At 44.7% G+C, this 18,040-nt stretch carries 33 protein-coding genes; all 33 read left to right on the top strand.

The window, feature by feature from the left end; genetic code table 11:
* Nucleotides 1-191: 191 nt before the first annotated feature.
* The 33 genes from MHI27_RS27930 (at nucleotide 192) to truA (ending at nucleotide 18,031) form a co-directional block, all read left to right on the top strand.
* A complete protein-coding gene (locus MHI27_RS27930; protein WP_405175106.1) occupies nucleotides 192-1,541 on the top strand; it encodes a protoglobin domain-containing protein in 1,350 nt (449 codons plus the stop codon).
* A gap of 226 nt (nucleotides 1,542-1,767) precedes the next feature.
* A complete protein-coding gene (rpsJ, locus tag MHI27_RS27925) occupies nucleotides 1,768-2,076 on the top strand; it encodes a 30S ribosomal protein S10 (RefSeq protein WP_017692074.1) in 309 nt (102 codons plus the stop codon).
* A gap of 42 nt (nucleotides 2,077-2,118) precedes the next feature.
* Nucleotides 2,119-2,742, top strand: coding sequence for a 50S ribosomal protein L3 (gene rplC / locus MHI27_RS27920; RefSeq protein ID WP_076286852.1), 624 nt, complete (start codon nucleotides 2,119-2,121; stop codon nucleotides 2,740-2,742).
* Nucleotides 2,743-2,767: 25 nt separating this feature from the next.
* Nucleotides 2,768-3,391, top strand: a complete 624-nt coding sequence (gene rplD, locus MHI27_RS27915) for a 50S ribosomal protein L4 (protein WP_042192174.1) — start codon at nucleotides 2,768-2,770, stop codon at nucleotides 3,389-3,391.
* Entirely contained in the window at nucleotides 3,391-3,684 is a 294-nt protein-coding gene (gene rplW, locus MHI27_RS27910; RefSeq protein ID WP_036680537.1) for a 50S ribosomal protein L23, read from the top strand. Before rplD ends, rplW begins: the two co-directional genes overlap by 1 nt.
* Nucleotides 3,685-3,711: 27 nt before the next feature.
* The gene (gene rplB / locus MHI27_RS27905; RefSeq protein WP_042192171.1) at nucleotides 3,712-4,542 is read left to right on the top strand and encodes a 50S ribosomal protein L2; all 831 of its coding nucleotides are present in this window, start codon (nucleotides 3,712-3,714) and stop codon (nucleotides 4,540-4,542) included.
* Nucleotides 4,543-4,618: 76 nt separating this feature from the next.
* Nucleotides 4,619-4,897 (top strand): 30S ribosomal protein S19, encoded by a 279-nt coding sequence (gene rpsS, locus MHI27_RS27900; protein ID WP_036652940.1) that lies wholly within the window; start codon nucleotides 4,619-4,621, stop codon nucleotides 4,895-4,897.
* A 33-nt stretch (nucleotides 4,898-4,930) separates the two neighbouring features.
* Complete coding sequence (rplV, locus tag MHI27_RS27895) at nucleotides 4,931-5,263, top strand: 50S ribosomal protein L22 (protein ID WP_036680546.1); 333 nt, start codon at nucleotides 4,931-4,933, stop codon at nucleotides 5,261-5,263.
* A gap of 13 nt (nucleotides 5,264-5,276) precedes the next feature.
* Complete coding sequence (rpsC, locus tag MHI27_RS27890) at nucleotides 5,277-5,942, top strand: 30S ribosomal protein S3 (protein WP_042192169.1); 666 nt, start codon at nucleotides 5,277-5,279, stop codon at nucleotides 5,940-5,942.
* 2 nt (nucleotides 5,943-5,944) lie between these two features.
* A complete protein-coding gene (gene rplP, locus MHI27_RS27885; protein ID WP_042131224.1) occupies nucleotides 5,945-6,379 on the top strand; it encodes a 50S ribosomal protein L16 in 435 nt (144 codons plus the stop codon).
* Nucleotides 6,369-6,566, top strand: a complete 198-nt coding sequence (gene rpmC, locus MHI27_RS27880; protein WP_019908232.1) for a 50S ribosomal protein L29 — start codon at nucleotides 6,369-6,371, stop codon at nucleotides 6,564-6,566. Before rplP ends, rpmC begins: the two co-directional genes overlap by 11 nt.
* Before the next feature lie 43 nt (nucleotides 6,567-6,609).
* Entirely contained in the window at nucleotides 6,610-6,876 is a 267-nt protein-coding gene (gene rpsQ / locus MHI27_RS27875; RefSeq protein WP_042131223.1) for a 30S ribosomal protein S17, read from the top strand.
* Nucleotides 6,877-6,914: 38 nt separating this feature from the next.
* Nucleotides 6,915-7,283 (top strand): 50S ribosomal protein L14, encoded by a 369-nt coding sequence (rplN, locus tag MHI27_RS27870; protein ID WP_036680556.1) that lies wholly within the window; start codon nucleotides 6,915-6,917, stop codon nucleotides 7,281-7,283.
* A 49-nt stretch (nucleotides 7,284-7,332) separates the two neighbouring features.
* Nucleotides 7,333-7,686, top strand: a complete 354-nt coding sequence (gene rplX / locus MHI27_RS27865) for a 50S ribosomal protein L24 (protein WP_076286851.1) — start codon at nucleotides 7,333-7,335, stop codon at nucleotides 7,684-7,686.
* A gap of 31 nt (nucleotides 7,687-7,717) precedes the next feature.
* The gene (gene rplE, locus MHI27_RS27860) at nucleotides 7,718-8,260 is read left to right on the top strand and encodes a 50S ribosomal protein L5 (RefSeq protein ID WP_042131222.1); all 543 of its coding nucleotides are present in this window, start codon (nucleotides 7,718-7,720) and stop codon (nucleotides 8,258-8,260) included.
* Between the two features lie 49 nt (nucleotides 8,261-8,309).
* Entirely contained in the window at nucleotides 8,310-8,495 is a 186-nt protein-coding gene (locus MHI27_RS27855) for a type Z 30S ribosomal protein S14 (RefSeq protein WP_013312154.1), read from the top strand.
* Between the two features lie 32 nt (nucleotides 8,496-8,527).
* Nucleotides 8,528-8,926 (top strand): 30S ribosomal protein S8, encoded by a 399-nt coding sequence (rpsH, locus tag MHI27_RS27850; RefSeq protein WP_036680560.1) that lies wholly within the window; start codon nucleotides 8,528-8,530, stop codon nucleotides 8,924-8,926.
* A gap of 30 nt (nucleotides 8,927-8,956) precedes the next feature.
* The gene (gene rplF, locus MHI27_RS27845) at nucleotides 8,957-9,499 is read left to right on the top strand and encodes a 50S ribosomal protein L6 (protein WP_042192166.1); all 543 of its coding nucleotides are present in this window, start codon (nucleotides 8,957-8,959) and stop codon (nucleotides 9,497-9,499) included.
* An 84-nt stretch (nucleotides 9,500-9,583) separates the two neighbouring features.
* A complete protein-coding gene (gene rplR / locus MHI27_RS27840; RefSeq protein ID WP_042131220.1) occupies nucleotides 9,584-9,952 on the top strand; it encodes a 50S ribosomal protein L18 in 369 nt (122 codons plus the stop codon).
* 27 nt (nucleotides 9,953-9,979) lie between these two features.
* A complete protein-coding gene (rpsE, locus tag MHI27_RS27835; RefSeq protein WP_036652980.1) occupies nucleotides 9,980-10,477 on the top strand; it encodes a 30S ribosomal protein S5 in 498 nt (165 codons plus the stop codon).
* Nucleotides 10,478-10,491: 14 nt separating this feature from the next.
* A complete protein-coding gene (gene rpmD / locus MHI27_RS27830; RefSeq protein ID WP_036680567.1) occupies nucleotides 10,492-10,677 on the top strand; it encodes a 50S ribosomal protein L30 in 186 nt (61 codons plus the stop codon).
* A 40-nt stretch (nucleotides 10,678-10,717) separates the two neighbouring features.
* On the top strand, nucleotides 10,718-11,158 hold the full coding sequence (gene rplO, locus MHI27_RS27825) for a 50S ribosomal protein L15 (protein ID WP_036680569.1): 441 nt from the start codon (nucleotides 10,718-10,720) through the stop codon (nucleotides 11,156-11,158).
* Complete coding sequence (secY, locus tag MHI27_RS27820) at nucleotides 11,158-12,456, top strand: preprotein translocase subunit SecY (RefSeq protein WP_042131218.1); 1,299 nt, start codon at nucleotides 11,158-11,160, stop codon at nucleotides 12,454-12,456. Before rplO ends, secY begins: the two co-directional genes overlap by 1 nt.
* Nucleotides 12,457-12,552: 96 nt before the next feature.
* Nucleotides 12,553-13,197, top strand: a complete 645-nt coding sequence (locus MHI27_RS27815; RefSeq protein WP_042131217.1) for an adenylate kinase — start codon at nucleotides 12,553-12,555, stop codon at nucleotides 13,195-13,197.
* 4 nt (nucleotides 13,198-13,201) lie between these two features.
* Nucleotides 13,202-13,954 (top strand): type I methionyl aminopeptidase, encoded by a 753-nt coding sequence (map, locus tag MHI27_RS27810; protein WP_042192159.1) that lies wholly within the window; start codon nucleotides 13,202-13,204, stop codon nucleotides 13,952-13,954.
* A gap of 11 nt (nucleotides 13,955-13,965) precedes the next feature.
* Nucleotides 13,966-14,274 carry a KOW domain-containing RNA-binding protein gene (locus MHI27_RS27805; RefSeq protein WP_076300964.1) on the top strand — a complete coding sequence of 103 codons (309 nt, stop codon included), beginning with the start codon at nucleotides 13,966-13,968 and terminating at the stop codon, nucleotides 14,272-14,274.
* 2 nt (nucleotides 14,275-14,276) lie between these two features.
* Entirely contained in the window at nucleotides 14,277-14,492 is a 216-nt protein-coding gene (gene infA, locus MHI27_RS27800) for a translation initiation factor IF-1 (protein WP_036652996.1), read from the top strand.
* 53 nt (nucleotides 14,493-14,545) lie between these two features.
* Complete coding sequence (rpmJ, locus tag MHI27_RS27795; protein WP_003322638.1) at nucleotides 14,546-14,659, top strand: 50S ribosomal protein L36; 114 nt, start codon at nucleotides 14,546-14,548, stop codon at nucleotides 14,657-14,659.
* A gap of 19 nt (nucleotides 14,660-14,678) precedes the next feature.
* The gene (gene rpsM, locus MHI27_RS27790; RefSeq protein WP_036680583.1) at nucleotides 14,679-15,047 is read left to right on the top strand and encodes a 30S ribosomal protein S13; all 369 of its coding nucleotides are present in this window, start codon (nucleotides 14,679-14,681) and stop codon (nucleotides 15,045-15,047) included.
* 19 nt (nucleotides 15,048-15,066) lie between these two features.
* A complete protein-coding gene (rpsK, locus tag MHI27_RS27785) occupies nucleotides 15,067-15,462 on the top strand; it encodes a 30S ribosomal protein S11 (protein WP_019908251.1) in 396 nt (131 codons plus the stop codon).
* Between the two features lie 130 nt (nucleotides 15,463-15,592).
* Nucleotides 15,593-16,537, top strand: a complete 945-nt coding sequence (locus MHI27_RS27780; RefSeq protein ID WP_036680585.1) for a DNA-directed RNA polymerase subunit alpha — start codon at nucleotides 15,593-15,595, stop codon at nucleotides 16,535-16,537.
* A 33-nt stretch (nucleotides 16,538-16,570) separates the two neighbouring features.
* On the top strand, nucleotides 16,571-16,936 hold the full coding sequence (gene rplQ, locus MHI27_RS27775) for a 50S ribosomal protein L17 (RefSeq protein ID WP_019908254.1): 366 nt from the start codon (nucleotides 16,571-16,573) through the stop codon (nucleotides 16,934-16,936).
* 300 nt (nucleotides 16,937-17,236) lie between these two features.
* Nucleotides 17,237-18,031, top strand: a complete 795-nt coding sequence (gene truA / locus MHI27_RS27770; RefSeq protein WP_042192157.1) for a tRNA pseudouridine(38-40) synthase TruA — start codon at nucleotides 17,237-17,239, stop codon at nucleotides 18,029-18,031.
* Nucleotides 18,032-18,040 lie beyond the last annotated feature (9 nt).

The raw sequence follows: 18,040 nt of genomic DNA, 5'->3' as shown, positions 1-18,040 counted from the left end.
CTTTTTGTTATTTTATAGGATAAACCATCTTAAATTCGACAATATACGATAAAATAAGTATGAAATTTCGAATAATTCTACAAAATTCAACAAAATTCAACGATAAATTGTTTACAATTTTAATAATCATAGAGTAAAATGAAAGGAAGGTAATATTGTAAAAAAATAGTAATTAAGGGGAGGGTGATAACATGGGAAAATGTCCTTTTTCATTCATGCATGCTATAACATCACGTAATAATAACGAGGATTCTCACACCCCTAATTTAATAGAACATAAACACCAGACTAAGCGTACTGAAGATTTTTTTCATACTCTTGAGGGTTATGACGAACTCAATGAGCAAATGAGAATGATTGATCTATCTGAATCAGATTTGAACTTATTACGTAGGGTGAAGCCTAGCGTTGAAAAGAATATAGACTATATCATTGATCAATTTTATAATTCGGTATTAGGTGTGGATAAACTCGAAGCCATTATATTGGAGCATAGTAGTATCGAGAGGTTGAAAACAACACTCCGCGAGCATATCATTGAAATTTTTGATGGCAAAGTTGATGAAGAATACATAGCAAAGCGAATGAAGATTGCTAATATTCATAAAAGAGTAGGACTTGAGCCTAAATGGTACTTATCTGCTTTTCAAAATCTTCAGAACGTTTTTATACAAGTTATCTATAATGAGACACATGATGACAATACGCGTCTACATGTAGTTAAGACCGTAACTAAGCTGCTTAACCTTGAACAACAACTTGTCCTAGAGGAATACGAGAAGGAGAACGTCAAAGAGAAGGAACAGCAATACCTTTTGGTTAAAAATGAATTAAAGCAGAAAATTGCTGAATTCAGCAGCGAATTAATAGATTTTAGTATCGATACAAATGCCGCTGTGAAGCAGCTAGTAGCCAGTAGCAATGAAGTGAGTAGAACATTCCAACGTACAGCTACATCCGCTGTAGAGTCGCAGGGGTTGGCTACAGATGGACATGAGCATTTGGATAGCTTAACAGGACAGATTAATCTTATTTATCAAAGTACTAGTGAAATGGAACATTCAGTCCACGAATTAAGCAATTCCTCTAATCAAATTCAAAAAATCGTAAACTCAGTTAAAGATATTGCAGATCAAACTAAAATTCTTTCACTTAATGCAACGATAGAAGCCGCTAGAGCCGGAGTGCATGGTAGAGGGTTTAGTGTAGTTGCTCAAGAAGTTAGTCGGTTGGCAGAGGATACGAAGAATACTGTAATTCAGATCGTAGAGCTGACTTATAAATCGGGAAGTCTCACACAACAAGTCGTTGAGGAGATACGTAAGGTACAAGAGCTAACCAAAAGTGGGAAACATCAATCCGTTGAGACTAGTCTTTTGTTTTCCGAAATTGTAGAGGCGATGAGGAGTAGCACACAAGAGATTGTTATAGTAGAAGAAGAAATAAGAACATTGATTCAGACAATAGAGGGAATTGGGTCAGCAACAGCACAGACTGCGGAGTCAGCTGAGATTTTTAAGTCTGTCACTGAGAATCTTTAACCTATTTAATAGTAATAAAGCAACGCATGAAAAAAATATGCGTTGTTTTGTTATTTTAGCTTGCAATACTGCTGCCTATTATATATAATAATAAATGTTGTTCTGAGACGTTGCGATGATGTGAGAGGTTACTGACACACCCGGCCCCTTTGCCATGAGGTCGACGTCAGAAAATTTTCACGGAGTATGTCCGATAATAAATTGGGCGATAGAAGGAGGGACTAAAATGGCAAAGCAAAAAATTCGTATTCGCTTGAAAGCATACGACCACAGAATTCTTGATCAATCCGCAGAGAAAATCGTTGAAACTGCAAAACGTTCGGGTGCTGGTGTATCTGGACCGATTCCGTTGCCAACTGAGAAGCAAATCATTACTATTCTCCGTGCGGTACACAAGTACAAGGATTCCCGTGAACAGTTTGAACAACGGACTCACAAACGTTTGATCGATATTGTGAACCCAACACCACAAACTGTGGATGCCTTGATGCGCTTGGATCTACCGTCCGGTGTAGATATCGAAATCAAATTGTAATTCTATTTTTAGCAACTTAGGAAAAGAAAAGAGGTGTCAACATTGAAAGGTATCTTAGGAAAAAAACTCGGTATGACTCAAGTGTTTACTCCAGAAGGTAACGTAATTCCTGTTACTGTTATCGAAGCAGGCCCTTGTGTAGTACTGCAAAAGAAAGACCTGAATATCGACGGATATGAAGCAGTGCAATTGGGCTTTTCTGATAAAAAAGAAAGTCGCTCCAATAAGCCTGAACAAGGTCACGCCAAAAAGGCAAATGCAACACCTAAGCGCTACGTTCGTGAAATTCGCGGTGTTGACCTCGGGTCTCTCGAGGTTGGACAAGAACTGAAGGCTGATATTTTTGCTGAGGGCGAATTTGTTGACGTAACTGGCACATCTAAAGGTAAAGGTTTCCAAGGTAACATCAAACGTTGGGGACAAAGCCGCGGACCAATGGCACACGGATCGCGTTACCACAGAAGACCGGGTTCCATGGGTTCTATCCAAGCTAACCGTGTTCCGAAGGGCAAACGCCTCCCAGGACATATGGGTCACACGACTATCACGGTTCAAAAGCTTGAAATCATCAAGGTTGACGTTGAACGTAACGTATTGCTGGTTAAAGGCGCTATCCCAGGTCCTAAAAACAGCTTCGTGAAAGTTAAACAAACCGTTAAGAAATAATTACCTAAGAAAGGAGGAACATGAAATGCCAAAAGTAACACTTTTTAATATTAGTGGCAACGAAGTTGGTGAAGTAGAACTGAGCGATACAGTATTCGGTATTGAACCGAATGAGCACGTTCTACACGAAGCTGCGCTTATGCAAAGAGCTTCCCTTCGTCGTGGTACACACAAAGTAAAAGGACGTTCTGAAGTTCGTGGCGGTGGACGTAAGCCTTGGAAACAAAAAGGTACAGGTCGCGCTCGTCAAGGATCCATTCGTTCTCCACAATGGAAAGGCGGCGGCGTTGTCTTCGGACCAACACCACGTAGCTATTCCTGGAAATTGCCTAAGAAGGTTCGTCGTTTGGCGATCAAATCCGCTTTGTCCTCGAAAGTACTCGAGAATGACATTATCGTATTGGATAGCTTGACAATGAATGCTCCGAAGACGAAAGAATTCGCAGCAATCTTGAACAACCTGAAAGTGGAACGCAAAGCTTTGATCGTAGCTACTAGCTATGATGATAACGTAGCACTTTCCGCTCGTAACATCCCTGGGGTGAAATTCGTAGCGGCTGACGGCATTAATGTTCTTGACGTACTGACGTACGACAAACTGATCATCACTAAAGAAGCAGTTCTGAAGGTAGAGGAGGTGTTCGCGTAATGAAAGATCCTCGTGATATTATCAAACGTCCGGTGATTACGGAACGTACTTCCGACTACATGAGCGAAATGAAATACGCTTTTGAAGTGGATATCCGTGCTAACAAAACCGAAATCAAAAAAGCTGTCGAGGCTATTTTCAAAGTAAAAGTAACTAATGTGAACACAATGCGCGTGCCTGGCAAACTGAAACGTTATGGTAAATATTCTGGTTACACTCCAGAGTGGAAAAAAGCCATCGTTAAGCTTAGCCCGGACAGCAAACCGCTTGAATTTTTTGAAGCGGTAGAATAATACTCTTAAAGTAAGGAGGAAACTATAGTGCCAATCAAAAAGTACAAACCGACCTCTCCGGCAAGACGCCATATGTCTGTGTCTACGTTTGAAGAAATCACAACAAACCAGCCAGAGAAATCGTTGCTTTCTCCGCTGTTCAAACATGCGGGACGCAACAACCAAGGTAAAATTACGGTTCGTCACCATGGCGGCGGACACAAACGTAAATACCGTATTATCGACTTCAAACGGACTAAAGACGGCATACCAGGTAGCGTTGCTACAATCGAGTATGACCCGAACCGTACATCTAATATTGCTTTGATCCACTATGCTGATGGAGAGAAACGTTATATCATCGCTCCTAAAGGCCTAAAAGTTGGGGATAAAGTAGAGTCCGGCCCAACAGCCGACATCAAAATTGGTAACAGTCTTGCACTGGAGAACATCCCAGTGGGTACAGTTATCCACAACATTGAGTTGAAACCAGGTAAAGGCGGACAATTGGTTCGTGCTGCTGGTACAGAAGCTCAATTGCTTGGTAAAGAAGAAAAGTACTGTTCCGTTCGTTTGTCATCCGGTGAGGTTCGTAAGATCCTTAGCGTATGCCGTGCAACTATCGGTTCCGTAGGTAACGAAGATCATGAATTGATCAAAATCGGTAAAGCTGGACGTAGTCGCTGGCTGGGCCGTCGCCCTGAAGTACGCGGTGTAGTAATGAACCCGAACGATCACCCACACGGTGGTGGTGAAGGCCGCGCTCCAATCGGACGTAAATCGCCTATGTCTCCATGGGGTAAACCAACCCTTGGTTACAAAACGCGTAAGAAAAACAAGGCATCTGATAAATATATCGTTCGCCGCCGCACAAAATAAGACGCTTCTGGCAAGTTAATAAAGCGCGAAGCGTCGATTCGCGGTTTGAAGAACCGGATGAAGGGAGGATTCACACATGGGTCGCAGTTTAAAGAAGGGGCCGTTTATCGATGGCTACCTGCTTAAAAAAGTTGAGGAACTGAACGAGGCTGAAAAAAAGGTTGTAGTTAAAACTTGGTCCCGTCGCTCAACCATTTTCCCTCAGTTTATCGGACATACGTTTGGTGTATATGACGGCCGTAAACACGTGCCTGTATACGTAACAGAAGATATGGTAGGTCACAAGTTGGGCGAGTTCGCGCCAACACGTACTTACAAAGGCCACGCGGGTGACGATAAGAAAACAAGAAGATAATAATAAGGTCTCTGTTTGAAAGGAGGTTAAACAATGGAAGCAAAAGCACATGCAAGATCGGTGCGGATTTCCGCTCGTAAAGCGAAACTGGTTGTTGACTTGATTCGTGGTAAGCAAGTGGGGGAAGCAATTGCTATTCTTCGCCACACTCCGAAATCCGCTTCTCCGGTCGTTGAGAAGTTGCTTAATTCGGCAATTGCGAATGCTGAGCATAACTATTCTTTGGACGTGAACAGTTTGTTCGTTAGCGAGGTTTTCGTTAACCAAGGACCTACTATGAAACGTTTCCGTCCGCGCGCCATGGGCCGCGCAAGTCGGATCAATAAACGCACGAGCCACATTACACTGGTGGTATCTGAGAAATAAGGAGGGATAACACGTGGGTCAAAAGGTAAATCCAATCGGACTCCGGATCGGGATCATTCGCGATTGGGAATCTAAATGGTATGCAGGAAAAGATTTCGGTACTCTTCTAATGGAAGACGTCAAAATCCGGGAATACCTTAAAGGTAAGTTGAAGGATTCCGCTGTTTCCCATATCGAGATCGAAAGAGCGGCTAACCGCGTGAACGTTACAATTCACACTGCTAAACCAGGTATGGTTATTGGTAAGGGCGGAGCAGAAGTAGAAGTACTTCGCAGCGCAGTTACAGCAATCGCTGGTGGCAAAAAAGTACACATCAACATCAATGAAATCAAGCACCCTGAATTGGATGCAATTCTTGTAGCTGAGAGCATTGCTCAACAATTGGAACGTCGTGTATCGTTCCGTCGTGCACTCAAACAAGCGATTCAAAGAACAATGCGTTCTGGCGCAAAAGGGATTAAAACTCAAGTAGGCGGACGTCTTGGCGGAGCTGAGATTGCTCGTTCAGAAGGTTATAGCGAAGGAACAGTTCCACTTCATACGCTTCGTGCCGATATCGATTACGGAACGGCTGAAGCACATACAACTTACGGTCTTATCGGCGTAAAAGTATGGATCTACCGTGGAGAAGTTCTTCCCCCAGCTAAGAAACAAGCTGCTCAGGAAGGAGGCAACTAATCATGTTGGTACCAAAACGCGTAAAACACCGCAAGCAACAACGCGGACACATGAAGGGTATGGCAAAGGGTGGTACTGAATTGAACTTCGGCGAATTCGGCCTGGTTGCAATGGAACCATCTTGGATCACTAACCGTCAGATCGAAGCTGCTCGTATCGCAATGACACGTTATATCAAACGTGGCGGTCAAGTTTGGATCAAGATTTTCCCAGATAAGCCTATTACTCAAAAGCCTCTCGAGGTTCGTATGGGTAGTGGTAAAGGTAACGTTGAGAAATGGGTAGCAGTAGTTAAACCGGGCAAGATTATGTTCGAACTCGGAGGCGTGTCGGAAGAAATCGCTCGTGAAGCGATGCGTCTTGCCGCTCACAAGCTGCCTGTAAAGACTAAGTTTGTGAAACGTGAAGAATTGGGTGGTGAAGCAAATGAAAGCTAATGAACTTCGCAACTTAACCACTGCTGAGATTGAACAAAAGATCGCTGGATTCAAAGAGGAACTTTTTAATCTCCGTTTCCAATTGGCAACTGGCCAACTGGACAACCCGACTCGGATTCGTGACGTGCGTAAGGAAATAGCTCGTGCTAAAACCGTAATCCATCAAAGAGTGCTTGGGATTAGTTAAGTGAGACGGATCTCAGATCCGTATTCAGGAAGGAGGCTAACTAATGAGCGAAGAACGTAATGCACGTAAAGTGCTAATCGGTAAAGTGGTCAGTGATAAAATGGATAAAACCATCGTAGTCGCTGTTGAAACCTATAAGAAGCATAACTTGTACCACAAACGCATCAAGTCTACGAAGAAATTCAAAGCACATGATGAGGAAAACGTTGCGAAAATTGGCGATACCGTAAAAGTCATGGAAACTCGTCCGTTGTCCAAGGACAAACGTTGGAGACTAGTTGAAGTGGTTGAAAAAGCGGTTATCATCTAAGATAATCAAAAGAGTTTTTCCGGAAGGAGGAAATTATAATGATTCAACCATTTACACGCTTGCATGTGGCTGACAACTCTGGTGCGAAGGAACTGATGTGTATCCGCGTACTGGGTGGTACTGGACGCCGTACAGCAGCAATCGGTGATTTGATCGTTTGTTCCGTTAAACAAGCAACACCAGGCGGCGTTGTCAAAAAAGGTGATGTTGTTAGAGCGGTAGTTGTTCGTACGAAACGTTCCGTTCGTCGTAAAGATGGATCTTACATCGCATTCGACGAAAATGCAGCTGTTGTTGTTAAAGACGACAGAAGCCCTCGTGGAACACGTATCTTTGGACCAGTTGCTCGCGAACTTCGCGATAAAGACTACATGAAGATCGTTTCCTTGGCACCGGAAGTAATCTAATAAACACGAGCACCAATAAGTTGAAGGTTAGTTATAGGAGGTGTAATAAATGCCTAGAGTGAAAAAAGTTCTGGAATCCCATAACAATAAACTGCACGTGAAGAAAGATGATGTGGTGCTTGTGATTAGTGGTAAAGACAAAGGCAAAAAAGGCCGTGTCATCGCTGCTTATCCTCGTGAAAACCGCGTTCTGGTAGAAGGCGTCAATATGGTGAAAAAACACCAAAAGCCGAACCAGCTGAATCCACAGGGTGGAATTATTGAGCAGGAAGCTTCGATTCATGTGTCCAACGTAATGCACATCGATCCGAAGTCCGGCAAAGTAACACGTATCGGTTACAAAGTATTGGACAACGGTAAAAAAGTTCGGATTGCTAAAAGATCCGGAGAGATTATCGACTAATCTAGCCCTTAAGAAAGGAGGTTAAATCTTCATGGCAGCAAGAATGAAAGAACGTTATCTCAACGAAATAACACCTGCTTTGATGCAGAAGTTTAACTATACAACTGTTATGCAAGTGCCTAAGATCGAGAAGGTTGTCATCAACATGGGTGTGGGTGACGCTGTTCAAAACTCCAAAGTACTTGATGCTGCAGTTAATGACATGCAGTTGATCGCTGGTCAAAAACCAGTAATCACTAAAGCTAAAAAATCCATCGCTGGTTTCAAACTACGCGAAAATATGCCGATTGGGGTTAAAGTAACACTGCGCGGCGAGCGTATGTATTACTTCTTGGACAAATTGTTCAACGTAACGCTTCCACGCGTACGTGACTTCCGTGGTGTTTCCACTAAAGCCTTTGACGGCCGTGGTAACTACACACTTGGTCTTAAAGAACAATTGATCTTCCCCGAGATCGAATATGACAAAGTGGATAAAGTCCGCGGTATGGACATCGTTATTGTAACGACTGCTAAGACGGACGAGGAATCCCGCGAGCTGCTGGGTCAGCTGGGAATGCCTTTCGCAAAATAAAGTCGGTTAATCCATTTTCTCCGAAAATGTTTAGGAGGTGTCAGGCTAAGTGGCAAAAACTTCGATGAAAGTTAAACAACAACGTACGCCTAAGTTTAAAGTACGTGCATATACACGTTGCGAACGTTGTGGTCGTCCACATTCGGTACTGCAAAAGTTCAAAATTTGCAGAATTTGTTTCCGTGAATTAGCTTATAAAGGCCAGATCCCTGGCGTGAAAAAAGCAAGTTGGTAAGAAGTTTATAAACGGGAAGGAGGTTTACACACATGACTATGTCTGATCCTATTGCAGATATGCTTACTCGTATTCGTAACGCTAACATTGTGCGTCACGAAACGGTAGAAATGCCTGCTTCTACTATGAAGAAACAAATCGCTGACATTTTGAAGCGTGAAGGTTTCATCCGCGATGCGGAATTCGTTGAAGATAGCAAACAAGGGATTATCCGTATCTTCTTGAAATACGGCCCTAACCAAGAGCGTGTTATTTCTGGTTTGAAAAGAATCAGTAAACCAGGCCTTCGCGTATACACGAAGAGCAATGAAGTGCCTCGTGTACTCGGTGGTCTAGGAATCGCGATTATCTCCACATCTAAGGGAGTTATGACCGACAAAGAAGCTCGTCAATCAAAATCTGGCGGAGAAGTTGTCTGCTACATTTGGTAATAAACGTCACAAGATAAGGAGGTGCAACACATGTCTCGTATTGGTCGTAAACCAATCGCAGTACCTAGCGGTGTAGATGTCACTTTGGACAACGCCGTTATTACAGTAAAAGGTCCAAAAGGTTCTTTGACTCGTGAGCTTCATAAAGACATGAAGGTTACAGTTGAAAATAACGAAATTACCGTTGTTCGTCCGTCGGATAACAAATTGCATCGTTCACTTCACGGCACAACCCGCTCCGTTGTCAACAACATGGTAGCAGGCGTGACTGAAGGTTTCTCGAAATCTCTGGAATTGGTTGGGGTCGGATATCGTGCAAGCAAATCCGGAGATAAAGTCGTTCTGAACGTTGGTTACTCCCACCCGGTTGAAATTACACCGGAAGCAGGTATTGAGTTTGAAGTTCCTGCGAACACGAAGATCATCGTTAAAGGTATCGATAAAGAACGCGTTGGCGCATATGCTGCTAAAATTCGTTCCGTTCGTGAGCCAGAACCGTATAAAGGTAAAGGTATCAAATATGAAGGCGAGCGTATCATCCGCAAAGAAGGTAAAGCTGGTAAGAAGAAATAACCAGTTTGAACTTAATTGTAAGATACCCCGTGCATCTTAAAGTGAAGCTGTTTACGGCAAACTGAAGGGAGTGAAAGGGAAGTCATGATTACAAAAGAAGATAAAAACAAGGCTCGTCTCAAAAGACACCTGCGTGTTCGTAAGAAGATCCAGGGAACTACTGAGCGTCCACGTTTGAACGTATTCCGTTCTTCAAAACACATCTACGCTCAACTGATCGATGATGTTAAAGGGGTTACTATCGTATCCGCTTCTACACTTGATAAAGAACTGAGCGCTAACATCGGTAATGGCGGCAGCGTTGAAGCTGCAGCGAAAGTTGGCCAATTGGTCGCTGAGCGTGCTAAAGAAAAAGGCTATGCAGTGGTCGTATTCGACCGCGGAGGTTACTTGTACCATGGACGAATTCAAGCATTGGCTGACGCAGCTCGTGAAGCTGGTCTTGAATTCTAGAATAATTCTTAAAAGGAGGTTAACGACTTGCGTGTAGATCCGAACAGTTTAGAACTGACAGAAAGAGTTGTACACATTAACCGTGTAGCAAAAGTTGTAAAAGGCGGACGCCGTTTCAGCTTTAGTGCACTCGTTGTTGTGGGCGATGGCAATGGCTACGTCGGTGCTGGTATCGGTAAAGCCGGCGAAGTTCCGGATGCCATCCGTAAAGGCATTGAAGACGCCAAGAAAAACCTGATTCACATTCCAATCGTAGGAACTTCGATTCCCCATCTCGTTACTGGCCACTTCGGCGCAGGACGCGTGTTGCTGAAACCAGCATCAGAGGGTACTGGCGTTATCGCTGGCGGTCCAGTTCGTGCGGTATTGGAATTGGCAGGCGTTGGCGACATTTTGACAAAATCACTGGGTTCTTCGAATTCCATGAACATGGTCAATGCAACTTTGGAGGGACTTTCCCGTCTGAAACGCATTGAAGAGGTCGCGAAACTTCGCGGCAAATCTGTCGAAGAATTGCGCGGTTAAGGAGGGGAACGTCAATGGCAAAATTGCAAATTACCCTCGTACGTAGTGTAATCGGACGTCCAGAAACACAACGTGTTACTGTTAAGACGCTCGGCCTACGTAAACTCAACACGACAGTGGTTCACAATGACAGTCCTGCAATTCGCGGAATGATCAACAAAGTGAGTCACTTGCTATCTGTAACTGAAATTGAAGGCTAATCGCCTCGTATAAATTAACAAACATAAGGAGGTGCAAACGATGAAGTTACATGAACTTGCTCCAGCTCCTGGTTCCCGCAAAGAACGCAATCGCGTTGGTCGTGGACCAAGTAGCGGAAATGGTAAAACTTCCGGTCGCGGTCACAAAGGTCAAAACTCACGTTCTGGCGGTGGTGTTCGTCCGGGCTTCGAGGGTGGACAAAATCCGCTCTATCGTCGTCTGCCTAAACGTGGTTTCGTCAATCCTACCCGTAAAGAGTATGCGATTGTGAACCTTGAAGATCTGAATAGCTTTGCAGAAGGAACAGAAGTGACTCCGCAGTTGTTGCTTGAAACTGGTGTTGTCAAGAATTCCAAAAGCGGCATTAAGATTCTCGGCAATGGTGAGTTAACCGTTAAATTGACTGTACAAGCAAATAAGTTCTCTCAATCTGCGGTAGAGAAAATCGAGGCTGCCGGCGGTAAAACCGAGGTGATCTAATGTTCAAGACGCTTAAGAATATCTGGCATGTGGAAGATTTGCGCAAAAAGATCCTGTTTACCTTGTTCATTCTGATTATCTACCGTATCGGTTCGTTTGTACCGGTTCCTGGTGTGAACAAAGATGTACTGGAAACAGCAAATCAAAGCGGTGACGCTTTGATGGGACTTTTGAACACCTTCTCGGGCGGAGCGCTCAAAAACTTCTCGATATTTGCGATAAGTATTTATCCGTACATTACAGCATCCATCATCGTGCAATTGCTGTCGATGGATGTTGTTCCTAAGTTTGCTGAATGGGCTAAACAAGGGGAGCACGGTAAAAAACAACTAGCGCAAATCACTCGTTATGGTACTGTGATTTTGGCCCTGATCCAAGGTTTTGCTACGTCGATAGGGTTTAACCGGATTTATGGAACTCAAATGATGCCGAATGCGACATTTGCTGACTACTTACTGGTTGCCATTATCTTGACGGCTGGTACTTCTTTCCTGATGTGGCTTGGTGAACAGATTACCGAAAAGGGAATCGGGAACGGGATTTCGATCCTGATTTTTGCGGGAATCGTCGCCGCCATCCCGGGATATATCACGAGTACGGCTAACTCAAGCTTTATTCAGCCGGATCAAGTGTTCCTGAATATTCTTAAAGTCGTTATTGTGCTGATTGTGATTGTAGCGATTATTACAGCAGTTATCTTCGTACAGCAAGGTATTCGGAAGATTCCTGTTCAATACGCTAAACGCGTAGTCGGCAACAAAATGTACGGTGGACAGAATACGCACATTCCGCTGAAAATTAATGCGGCTGGTGTAATTCCGGTTATCTTCGCCGTATCACTGCTTCAGTTCCCAGTTGTTCTCTCCAGTTTCTGGTCAACACATGCCTGGGCTCAATGGATTGCCAAGTATTTGGCAACTGATGCACCACTTGGTATGCTTCTGTATGTAGTGATGATCATCGGGTTCACGTTCTTCTATACGTTCGTGCAGATGAATCCTCAGCAGATGGCTGATAACATGAAGAAGAATGGTGGTTACATTCCAGGTATCCGTCCTGGTAAAGCTACTGAGAAATATTTGACTAGAGTAATGTCTCGTCTGACTATGTCCGGCGCATTGTTCCTGGCTTTGATCTCTGTATTGCCGATGTTCTTCGGTGCTTTATCTGGATTGCCTAAAGAAGTTCGAATTGGTGGTACTTCACTGCTAATCGTAATCGGTGTGGCATTGGATACTATGAAGCAGATCGAGAGCCAATTGATCAAACGCCATTACAAAGGCTTCATCAATAAATAGGCGATAGGTTCCGGTGAAGCGTAATTTTTTATTCTTCCCGGCACCTATTGTGCTGTTTCTTGCTTGGTGGCGAACTTTTGGGGGGAGAGAGAAATCGTGAACATTTTATTCATGGGCCCTCCTGGGGCAGGCAAGGGAACACAAGCGGCTGAGATCATAAAAGAGTTTGGCATTCCGCATATTTCGACAGGAGATGCTTTCCGTTTGGCAATCAAACAAGAGACTCCAGTAGGATTGAAGGCTAAATCATTTATTGATCAAGGTTTGCTTGTACCAGATGATGTGACCATTGGTATAGTTGAAGAACGGCTGCAGCAGTCCGATTGCGAAAAAGGATTTCTATTGGATGGTTTTCCAAGAACTCTTTCGCAAGCGGAAGCGCTGGATGAAATTCTAAGCCGTTTGAATACTTCTTTGGATCATGTCATCAACTTGAATGTTGACCGTGGACTGTTGATGGCGCGTCTTACTGGACGTCGTATCTGCACAGTTTGCGGAGCATCCTACCATTTAATCTTCAACCCGCCGAAGCAAGATGGCATTTGCGACATTGATGGCGGTGAATTGTATCAACGTCCGGATGACAACGAAGAAAGTGTAGGCAAGCGTCTGGATGAGTATGATAATAAGACAGCGCCGCTGCTTGCGTTTTATGATAATAAAGGTCTTTTGCGTCAGGTAAATGGGGAAAACGAAATCAATGTCGTTTCTTCTGAAATCGTATCTTTATTGCGGGGTTAATGTAATGATCATTTGTAAATCCGAACAGGAACTTGCCTTTATGAGGGAAGCTGGTCGAATTGTTGCCGAGAGTCACCGTCTTATTGCTGAGGCCATTGAGCCTGGCATTACAACGGGCGATCTCGACAGAATCGCCGATCAATACATTCGCAGTCAAGGTGCTGTGCCGTCTTTCAAAGGCTACAACGGTTTTCCTGCCAGCATTTGCGCTTCAGTCAACGAACAATTAGTGCATGGATTTCCAGGTAAACGCAAACTGATCGAAGGCGATATTGTAACGCTGGATATCGGTGCAGAGTACCGCGGTTATCACGGTGATTCCGCCTGGACCTACGGTGTGGGCAGCATTTCCGAAGAGGCTCAGCGTTTGCTGGACGTTACGGAAGGCTCCTTGTACGCGGGACTGGCGTTAGTTAAGCCGGATGTGCGCTTGTTTACAATCTCCCATGCTATCCAGCAATACATCGAAGAGGCTGGTTTCTCAGTCGTACGTGAGTATGTTGGTCATGGTATTGGGGCAAAACTGCATGAAGAACCGCAAATTCCGAATTATGGCATAGCGGACCGCGGACCACGTCTGAAACCGGGTATGGTACTCGCGATTGAGCCGATGGTAAACGTAGGAAAGAGACATGTCAGAACGCTGGAAGATAACTGGACTGTCGTTACGGTGGATGGCTCCCTATGTGCTCACTTTGAGCATACAGTAGCAGTTACTCCGGACGGCATGGAAATTTTCACAAAACTGAATGCGTAGGTGATCTCCACTTGAATACTGTGAGCAGCCCGCAGGTTGGTCAATTAGTGAGAATTCTCAAAGGCAAAGATGCCGGAGAGGCAGCCGTTGTTATCGCAGTTGTTGATAGCAGATTTGTATACATTGCAGATGGAGACAAACGTAAGTTTGATGGGCCAAAGAAGAAGAATATTCTTCATCTTGAGCTCATACCCTTCATCAGCAGTGAGGTTGTGAACAGTTTGGAAGAAACTGGGCGGGTAACAAACGGAAAGCTGCGTTTCGCAGTGACGAAGTATGCTGGCCCAACCGGAATAAGTGCTTATGAGAAAGGAGACTAACTGTGGCTAAGGAAGATGTCATTGAAGTAGAAGGTACTGTCCTTGAACCGTTGCCAAATGCAACGTTTAAGGTTGAGCTTGAGAACGGTCATCAAATACTTGCCCATGTATCCGGTAAATTGCGGATGCACTTTATCCGTATTTTGACCGGAGACAAAGTGGTCGTGCAGTTATCGCCTTATGATTTATCAAAAGGTCGTATAACTTACCGTAAATAGATGGGAACTACGAAAAAAGTTTTGCTTCGCAAAACTTTGAGGAGGTAATTAACATGAAGGTAAGACCTTCTGTAAAGCCCATTTGCGAGAAATGTAAAGTAATCCGCCGCAAAGGGACTGTTATGGTGATTTGCGAAAATCCGAAACACAAACAAAAACAAGGTTAAGAAGGGGGTGTAGCGTAAAATGGCTCGTATAGCTGGAGTGGATTTGCCACGTGACAAACGCGTTGAGATCGCCTTGACTTATATTTTCGGAATCGGTAAAACGACTTCTCAGAAAATTCTTAATGAAACAGGCATTAGCGCTAATACACGTGTCCGTGATTTGACGGAAGATGAAGTCAGCAAACTGCGTGAAACGATCGACAAAACGGTTAAGGTTGAAGGTGACCTGCGTCGTGAAATTTCCTTGAATATTAAACGTCTTACTGAGATCGGCTGTTACCGCGGTGTTCGTCACCGTCGTGGATTGCCTGTTCGCGGTCAACGTACTAAAACCAATGCCCGTACCCGGAAAGGCCCGCGTCGTACGGTAGCAAACAAGAAGAAATAATAAGGGGGGATAAGAGACAATGGCTAAACCGAAAAAAGTCGTACGTACCAAACGTCGCGACCGTAAAAATATCGAATCCGGCGTGGCACATATTCGTTCCACGTTCAATAACACCATCGTTACCATCACAGATCCTCACGGAAATGCAATTTCCTGGGCAAGCTCCGGCGGCCAAGGATTTAAAGGTTCCCGTAAGTCGACTCCATTCGCAGCACAAATGGCAGCTGAATCAGCAGCTAAAGCAGCTATGGAGCACGGCATGAAGTCGGTTGAGGTTATGGTTAAAGGACCGGGCGCGGGCCGCGAAGCAGCCATCCGTTCCCTTCAAGCTGCAGGGCTTGAAGTTAACCTTATTAAAGACGTAACTCCGGTTCCTCACAATGGATGCCGTCCGCCGAAACGTCGTCGCGTATAGTGAAATCAGTATTGTAAATGTGGTATAATTCTGACGCATCTGCTAATAATAGGTGTTTAGGCATACTACATGATGCACCTGATGGGGTGACAGTTTCATATAGGAGCGACGTTGAAGGAGGGGTAAACTCGTGATAGAAATCGAAAAGCCGAAGATTGAGACCGTAGAAGCTAATGATGAAGGTACCTATGGGAAATTCGTAGTTGAACCGTTGGAACGTGGGTATGGCACGACTCTGGGGAATTCACTTCGCCGGATATTGCTTTCTTCGCTTCCAGGAGCCGCAGTGACTTCGGTCCAAATTGACGGCGTTCTGCATGAGTTCTCGACCGTTCCAGGCGTAATGGAAGATGTGACGGAGATCATTCTGAACCTTAAAGCCTTGTCCCTGAAGATTCATTCAGACGAGGAAAAAGTGTTTGAGATTGATGCCGAAGGGGAAGGCATCGTTACCGCAGGTGATATCCGTGCGGACAGCGATGTTGAGATCCTCAACCCGGATCTTCACATTGCAACGCTGGGACCTGGTGCGAGACTTCACATGCGTATTTTTGCAGGCCGTGGTCGCGGCTACGTCCAAGCGGACCGGAACAAACGCGACGATCAGCCAATTGGCGTTATCCCGGTTGACTCCATCTACACTCCTATTTCACGCGTTAACTACGGCATAGACAATACACGTGTTGGTCAAGTGACCAACTACGACAAATTGACGCTTGAAATTTGGACAGATGGCAGTATTAGACCGGAAGAGGCTGTAAGCCTCGGAGCCAAAATTTTGAACGAGCACCTCGTATTGTTCGTAGGTCTTACGGACGAAGCGAAAGACGCCGAAATTATGGTTGAAAAAGAAGAAGACAAAAAAGAAAAAGTGCTAGAGATGACAATCGAAGAGCTTGATCTTTCTGTCCGCTCCTACAACTGCCTCAAACGTGCTGGTATTAATACCGTACAAGAGCTTACCACGAAGACTGAAGAAGATATGATGAAGGTGCGTAACCTTGGTCGTAAATCTTTGGAAGAAGTTCAGGAGAAGCTTGAGGAACTTGGTTTGGGACTACGTACAGAAGAATAACTACAGATTGTTACAGTAAAGGAGGGAAAACACATGGCATACCAAAAATTGGGCCGTGATTCCAGTGCGCGTAAAGCGTTATTTCGCGACATGGTAACGGATCTATTTTTATACGAGCGCATCCAAACAACGGAAGCTAAAGCGAAAGAAGTTCGTTCTATCGCTGAAAAGTTGATCACTAAAGCTAAAAAAGGCGATCTTCATGCTCGTCGTCAAGTAGCTGCATTTGTTCGCCGCGAGACTGTTGATGGTGAACAAGATGCAATTCAAAAATTGTTCTCTGACATTGCTCCTCGTTACACAGAGCGTCCAGGTGGATACACTCGTATCCTGAAACTCGGACCTCGTCGTGGGGACGCTGCGCCTATGGTTTATCTTGAATTGGTAGACCGCGCGTAGTATCACAAGTATTGATTTCCGATGCTTCCCTTTCATCCGGCCCTCTTTGGAGTAAAGATGGGGGAAATATCAGCGTTATTGTGCTGCAGAGGCGCAAGACTCTGCTGTACTAATAACCGTGGGAATCACCTTGGTTCAATTGAAGGAGCTCCCGCAGGGGCTCTTTTTTTTGAAGTAATGGAGTGAAGTGTTAATGGATGCCGTCCTTCTAGGGACGGCAAAGCCATTTCTTCCTCTTGAATAAGATCAGACAGTGCTTCGATCGACGTTTCTGCTGAACGGTTTAAAAAGGAGAACGGAATGCGTAATCTATTGATGAAGGTCAATTATGACGGAACAAATTATGATGGCTTTCAGACCCAGCCTCAGGGCAATACGATTCAAGATCGGCTGGAGCAAGCGATACTCCATCTGACAGGTGAGGAGCTTAAGATTACTGCTTCTGGTCGCACAGATGCCGGAGTACACGCCTACGGTCAGCCTTTTAACTTTACGACCTCCTCTCGAATCCCACTTGAACGTTGGTGTCTGGCGCTTAATGCCCGGCTGCCACAAGATATCGTGGTTACTGAGGCTAGGGAAGTACCGCTGACGTTTCACTCTCGTAGAGGAGCTAAGCGTAAAACTTACCGATACACGATTAACGGCAACAGGTTTCCAGACCCGTTTCAACGGCGCTGGCAGCTTCATCATCCGGTGAGGTTGGACATTCCTGCGATGCAGCAAGGCTTAACGCATATTTTAGGGACACATGACTTCACTTCGTTTGCTTCACGGAGGTCTACTAAGGCCTCTCATGTACGAACGATCTTTGAAGCTCATATGGAAGTAGACCGCAGCATGTGCCGACCCTCTTCATTAGATCAGGGAGTGATCCAAACTTATATAACGGGTAGTGGATTTCTTCAGCATATGGTTCGCATTATTATGGGGACTTTGATCCATGTGGGGGAAGGTAAAATAGATGCTGATCATGTTGCTGAGATATTGGCGGCATGTGATCGTTCTGCTGCTGGTCCAACAGCTATGGCCAAGGGGTTGGCTTTGTGGAGTGTAGAATATGACGAGACTGAAAGTGAATCTTTTTTTCTATAAATTTCTTCC

Origin of the sequence: Paenibacillus sp. FSL H8-0261 (assembly GCF_045040645.1) — a bacterium.
GTDB lineage: Bacteria > Bacillota > Bacilli > Paenibacillales > Paenibacillaceae > Paenibacillus_AQ.
Note: the sequence above shows the minus strand (reverse complement) of the source record. Positions and strands in the feature narration are given on the sequence as shown.

What these genes read in the sequence shown, in the direction of transcription:
- rpsH (WP_036680560.1), top strand. Translation starts at nt 8,528, where the DNA reads ATGACTATGTCTGATCCTATTGCAGATATGCTTACTCGTATTCGTAAC.
- rplP (WP_042131224.1), top strand. Translation starts at nt 5,945, where the DNA reads ATGTTGGTACCAAAACGCGTAAAACACCGCAAGCAACAACGCGGACAC.
- truA (WP_042192157.1), top strand. Translation starts at nt 17,237, where the DNA reads ATGCGTAATCTATTGATGAAGGTCAATTATGACGGAACAAATTATGAT.
- rplE (WP_042131222.1), top strand. Translation starts at nt 7,718, where the DNA reads ATGGCAGCAAGAATGAAAGAACGTTATCTCAACGAAATAACACCTGCT.
- map (WP_042192159.1), top strand. Translation starts at nt 13,202, where the DNA reads ATGATCATTTGTAAATCCGAACAGGAACTTGCCTTTATGAGGGAAGCT.
- rpsK (WP_019908251.1), top strand. Translation starts at nt 15,067, where the DNA reads ATGGCTAAACCGAAAAAAGTCGTACGTACCAAACGTCGCGACCGTAAA.
- rplO (WP_036680569.1), top strand. Translation starts at nt 10,718, where the DNA reads ATGAAGTTACATGAACTTGCTCCAGCTCCTGGTTCCCGCAAAGAACGC.
- rpmD (WP_036680567.1), top strand. Translation starts at nt 10,492, where the DNA reads ATGGCAAAATTGCAAATTACCCTCGTACGTAGTGTAATCGGACGTCCA.
- rplX (WP_076286851.1), top strand. Translation starts at nt 7,333, where the DNA reads ATGCCTAGAGTGAAAAAAGTTCTGGAATCCCATAACAATAAACTGCAC.
- secY (WP_042131218.1), top strand. Translation starts at nt 11,158, where the DNA reads ATGTTCAAGACGCTTAAGAATATCTGGCATGTGGAAGATTTGCGCAAA.
- rplQ (WP_019908254.1), top strand. Translation starts at nt 16,571, where the DNA reads ATGGCATACCAAAAATTGGGCCGTGATTCCAGTGCGCGTAAAGCGTTA.
- rplF (WP_042192166.1), top strand. Translation starts at nt 8,957, where the DNA reads ATGTCTCGTATTGGTCGTAAACCAATCGCAGTACCTAGCGGTGTAGAT.
- rplR (WP_042131220.1), top strand. Translation starts at nt 9,584, where the DNA reads ATGATTACAAAAGAAGATAAAAACAAGGCTCGTCTCAAAAGACACCTG.
- rplD (WP_042192174.1), top strand. Translation starts at nt 2,768, where the DNA reads ATGCCAAAAGTAACACTTTTTAATATTAGTGGCAACGAAGTTGGTGAA.
- rpsS (WP_036652940.1), top strand. Translation starts at nt 4,619, where the DNA reads ATGGGTCGCAGTTTAAAGAAGGGGCCGTTTATCGATGGCTACCTGCTT.
- rpsM (WP_036680583.1), top strand. Translation starts at nt 14,679, where the DNA reads ATGGCTCGTATAGCTGGAGTGGATTTGCCACGTGACAAACGCGTTGAG.
- MHI27_RS27930 (WP_405175106.1), top strand. Translation starts at nt 192, where the DNA reads ATGGGAAAATGTCCTTTTTCATTCATGCATGCTATAACATCACGTAAT.
- rplW (WP_036680537.1), top strand. Translation starts at nt 3,391, where the DNA reads ATGAAAGATCCTCGTGATATTATCAAACGTCCGGTGATTACGGAACGT.
- rpmJ (WP_003322638.1), top strand. Translation starts at nt 14,546, where the DNA reads ATGAAGGTAAGACCTTCTGTAAAGCCCATTTGCGAGAAATGTAAAGTA.
- rpsQ (WP_042131223.1), top strand. Translation starts at nt 6,610, where the DNA reads ATGAGCGAAGAACGTAATGCACGTAAAGTGCTAATCGGTAAAGTGGTC.
- rplV (WP_036680546.1), top strand. Translation starts at nt 4,931, where the DNA reads ATGGAAGCAAAAGCACATGCAAGATCGGTGCGGATTTCCGCTCGTAAA.
- rpsJ (WP_017692074.1), top strand. Translation starts at nt 1,768, where the DNA reads ATGGCAAAGCAAAAAATTCGTATTCGCTTGAAAGCATACGACCACAGA.
- rpmC (WP_019908232.1), top strand. Translation starts at nt 6,369, where the DNA reads ATGAAAGCTAATGAACTTCGCAACTTAACCACTGCTGAGATTGAACAA.
- rplN (WP_036680556.1), top strand. Translation starts at nt 6,915, where the DNA reads ATGATTCAACCATTTACACGCTTGCATGTGGCTGACAACTCTGGTGCG.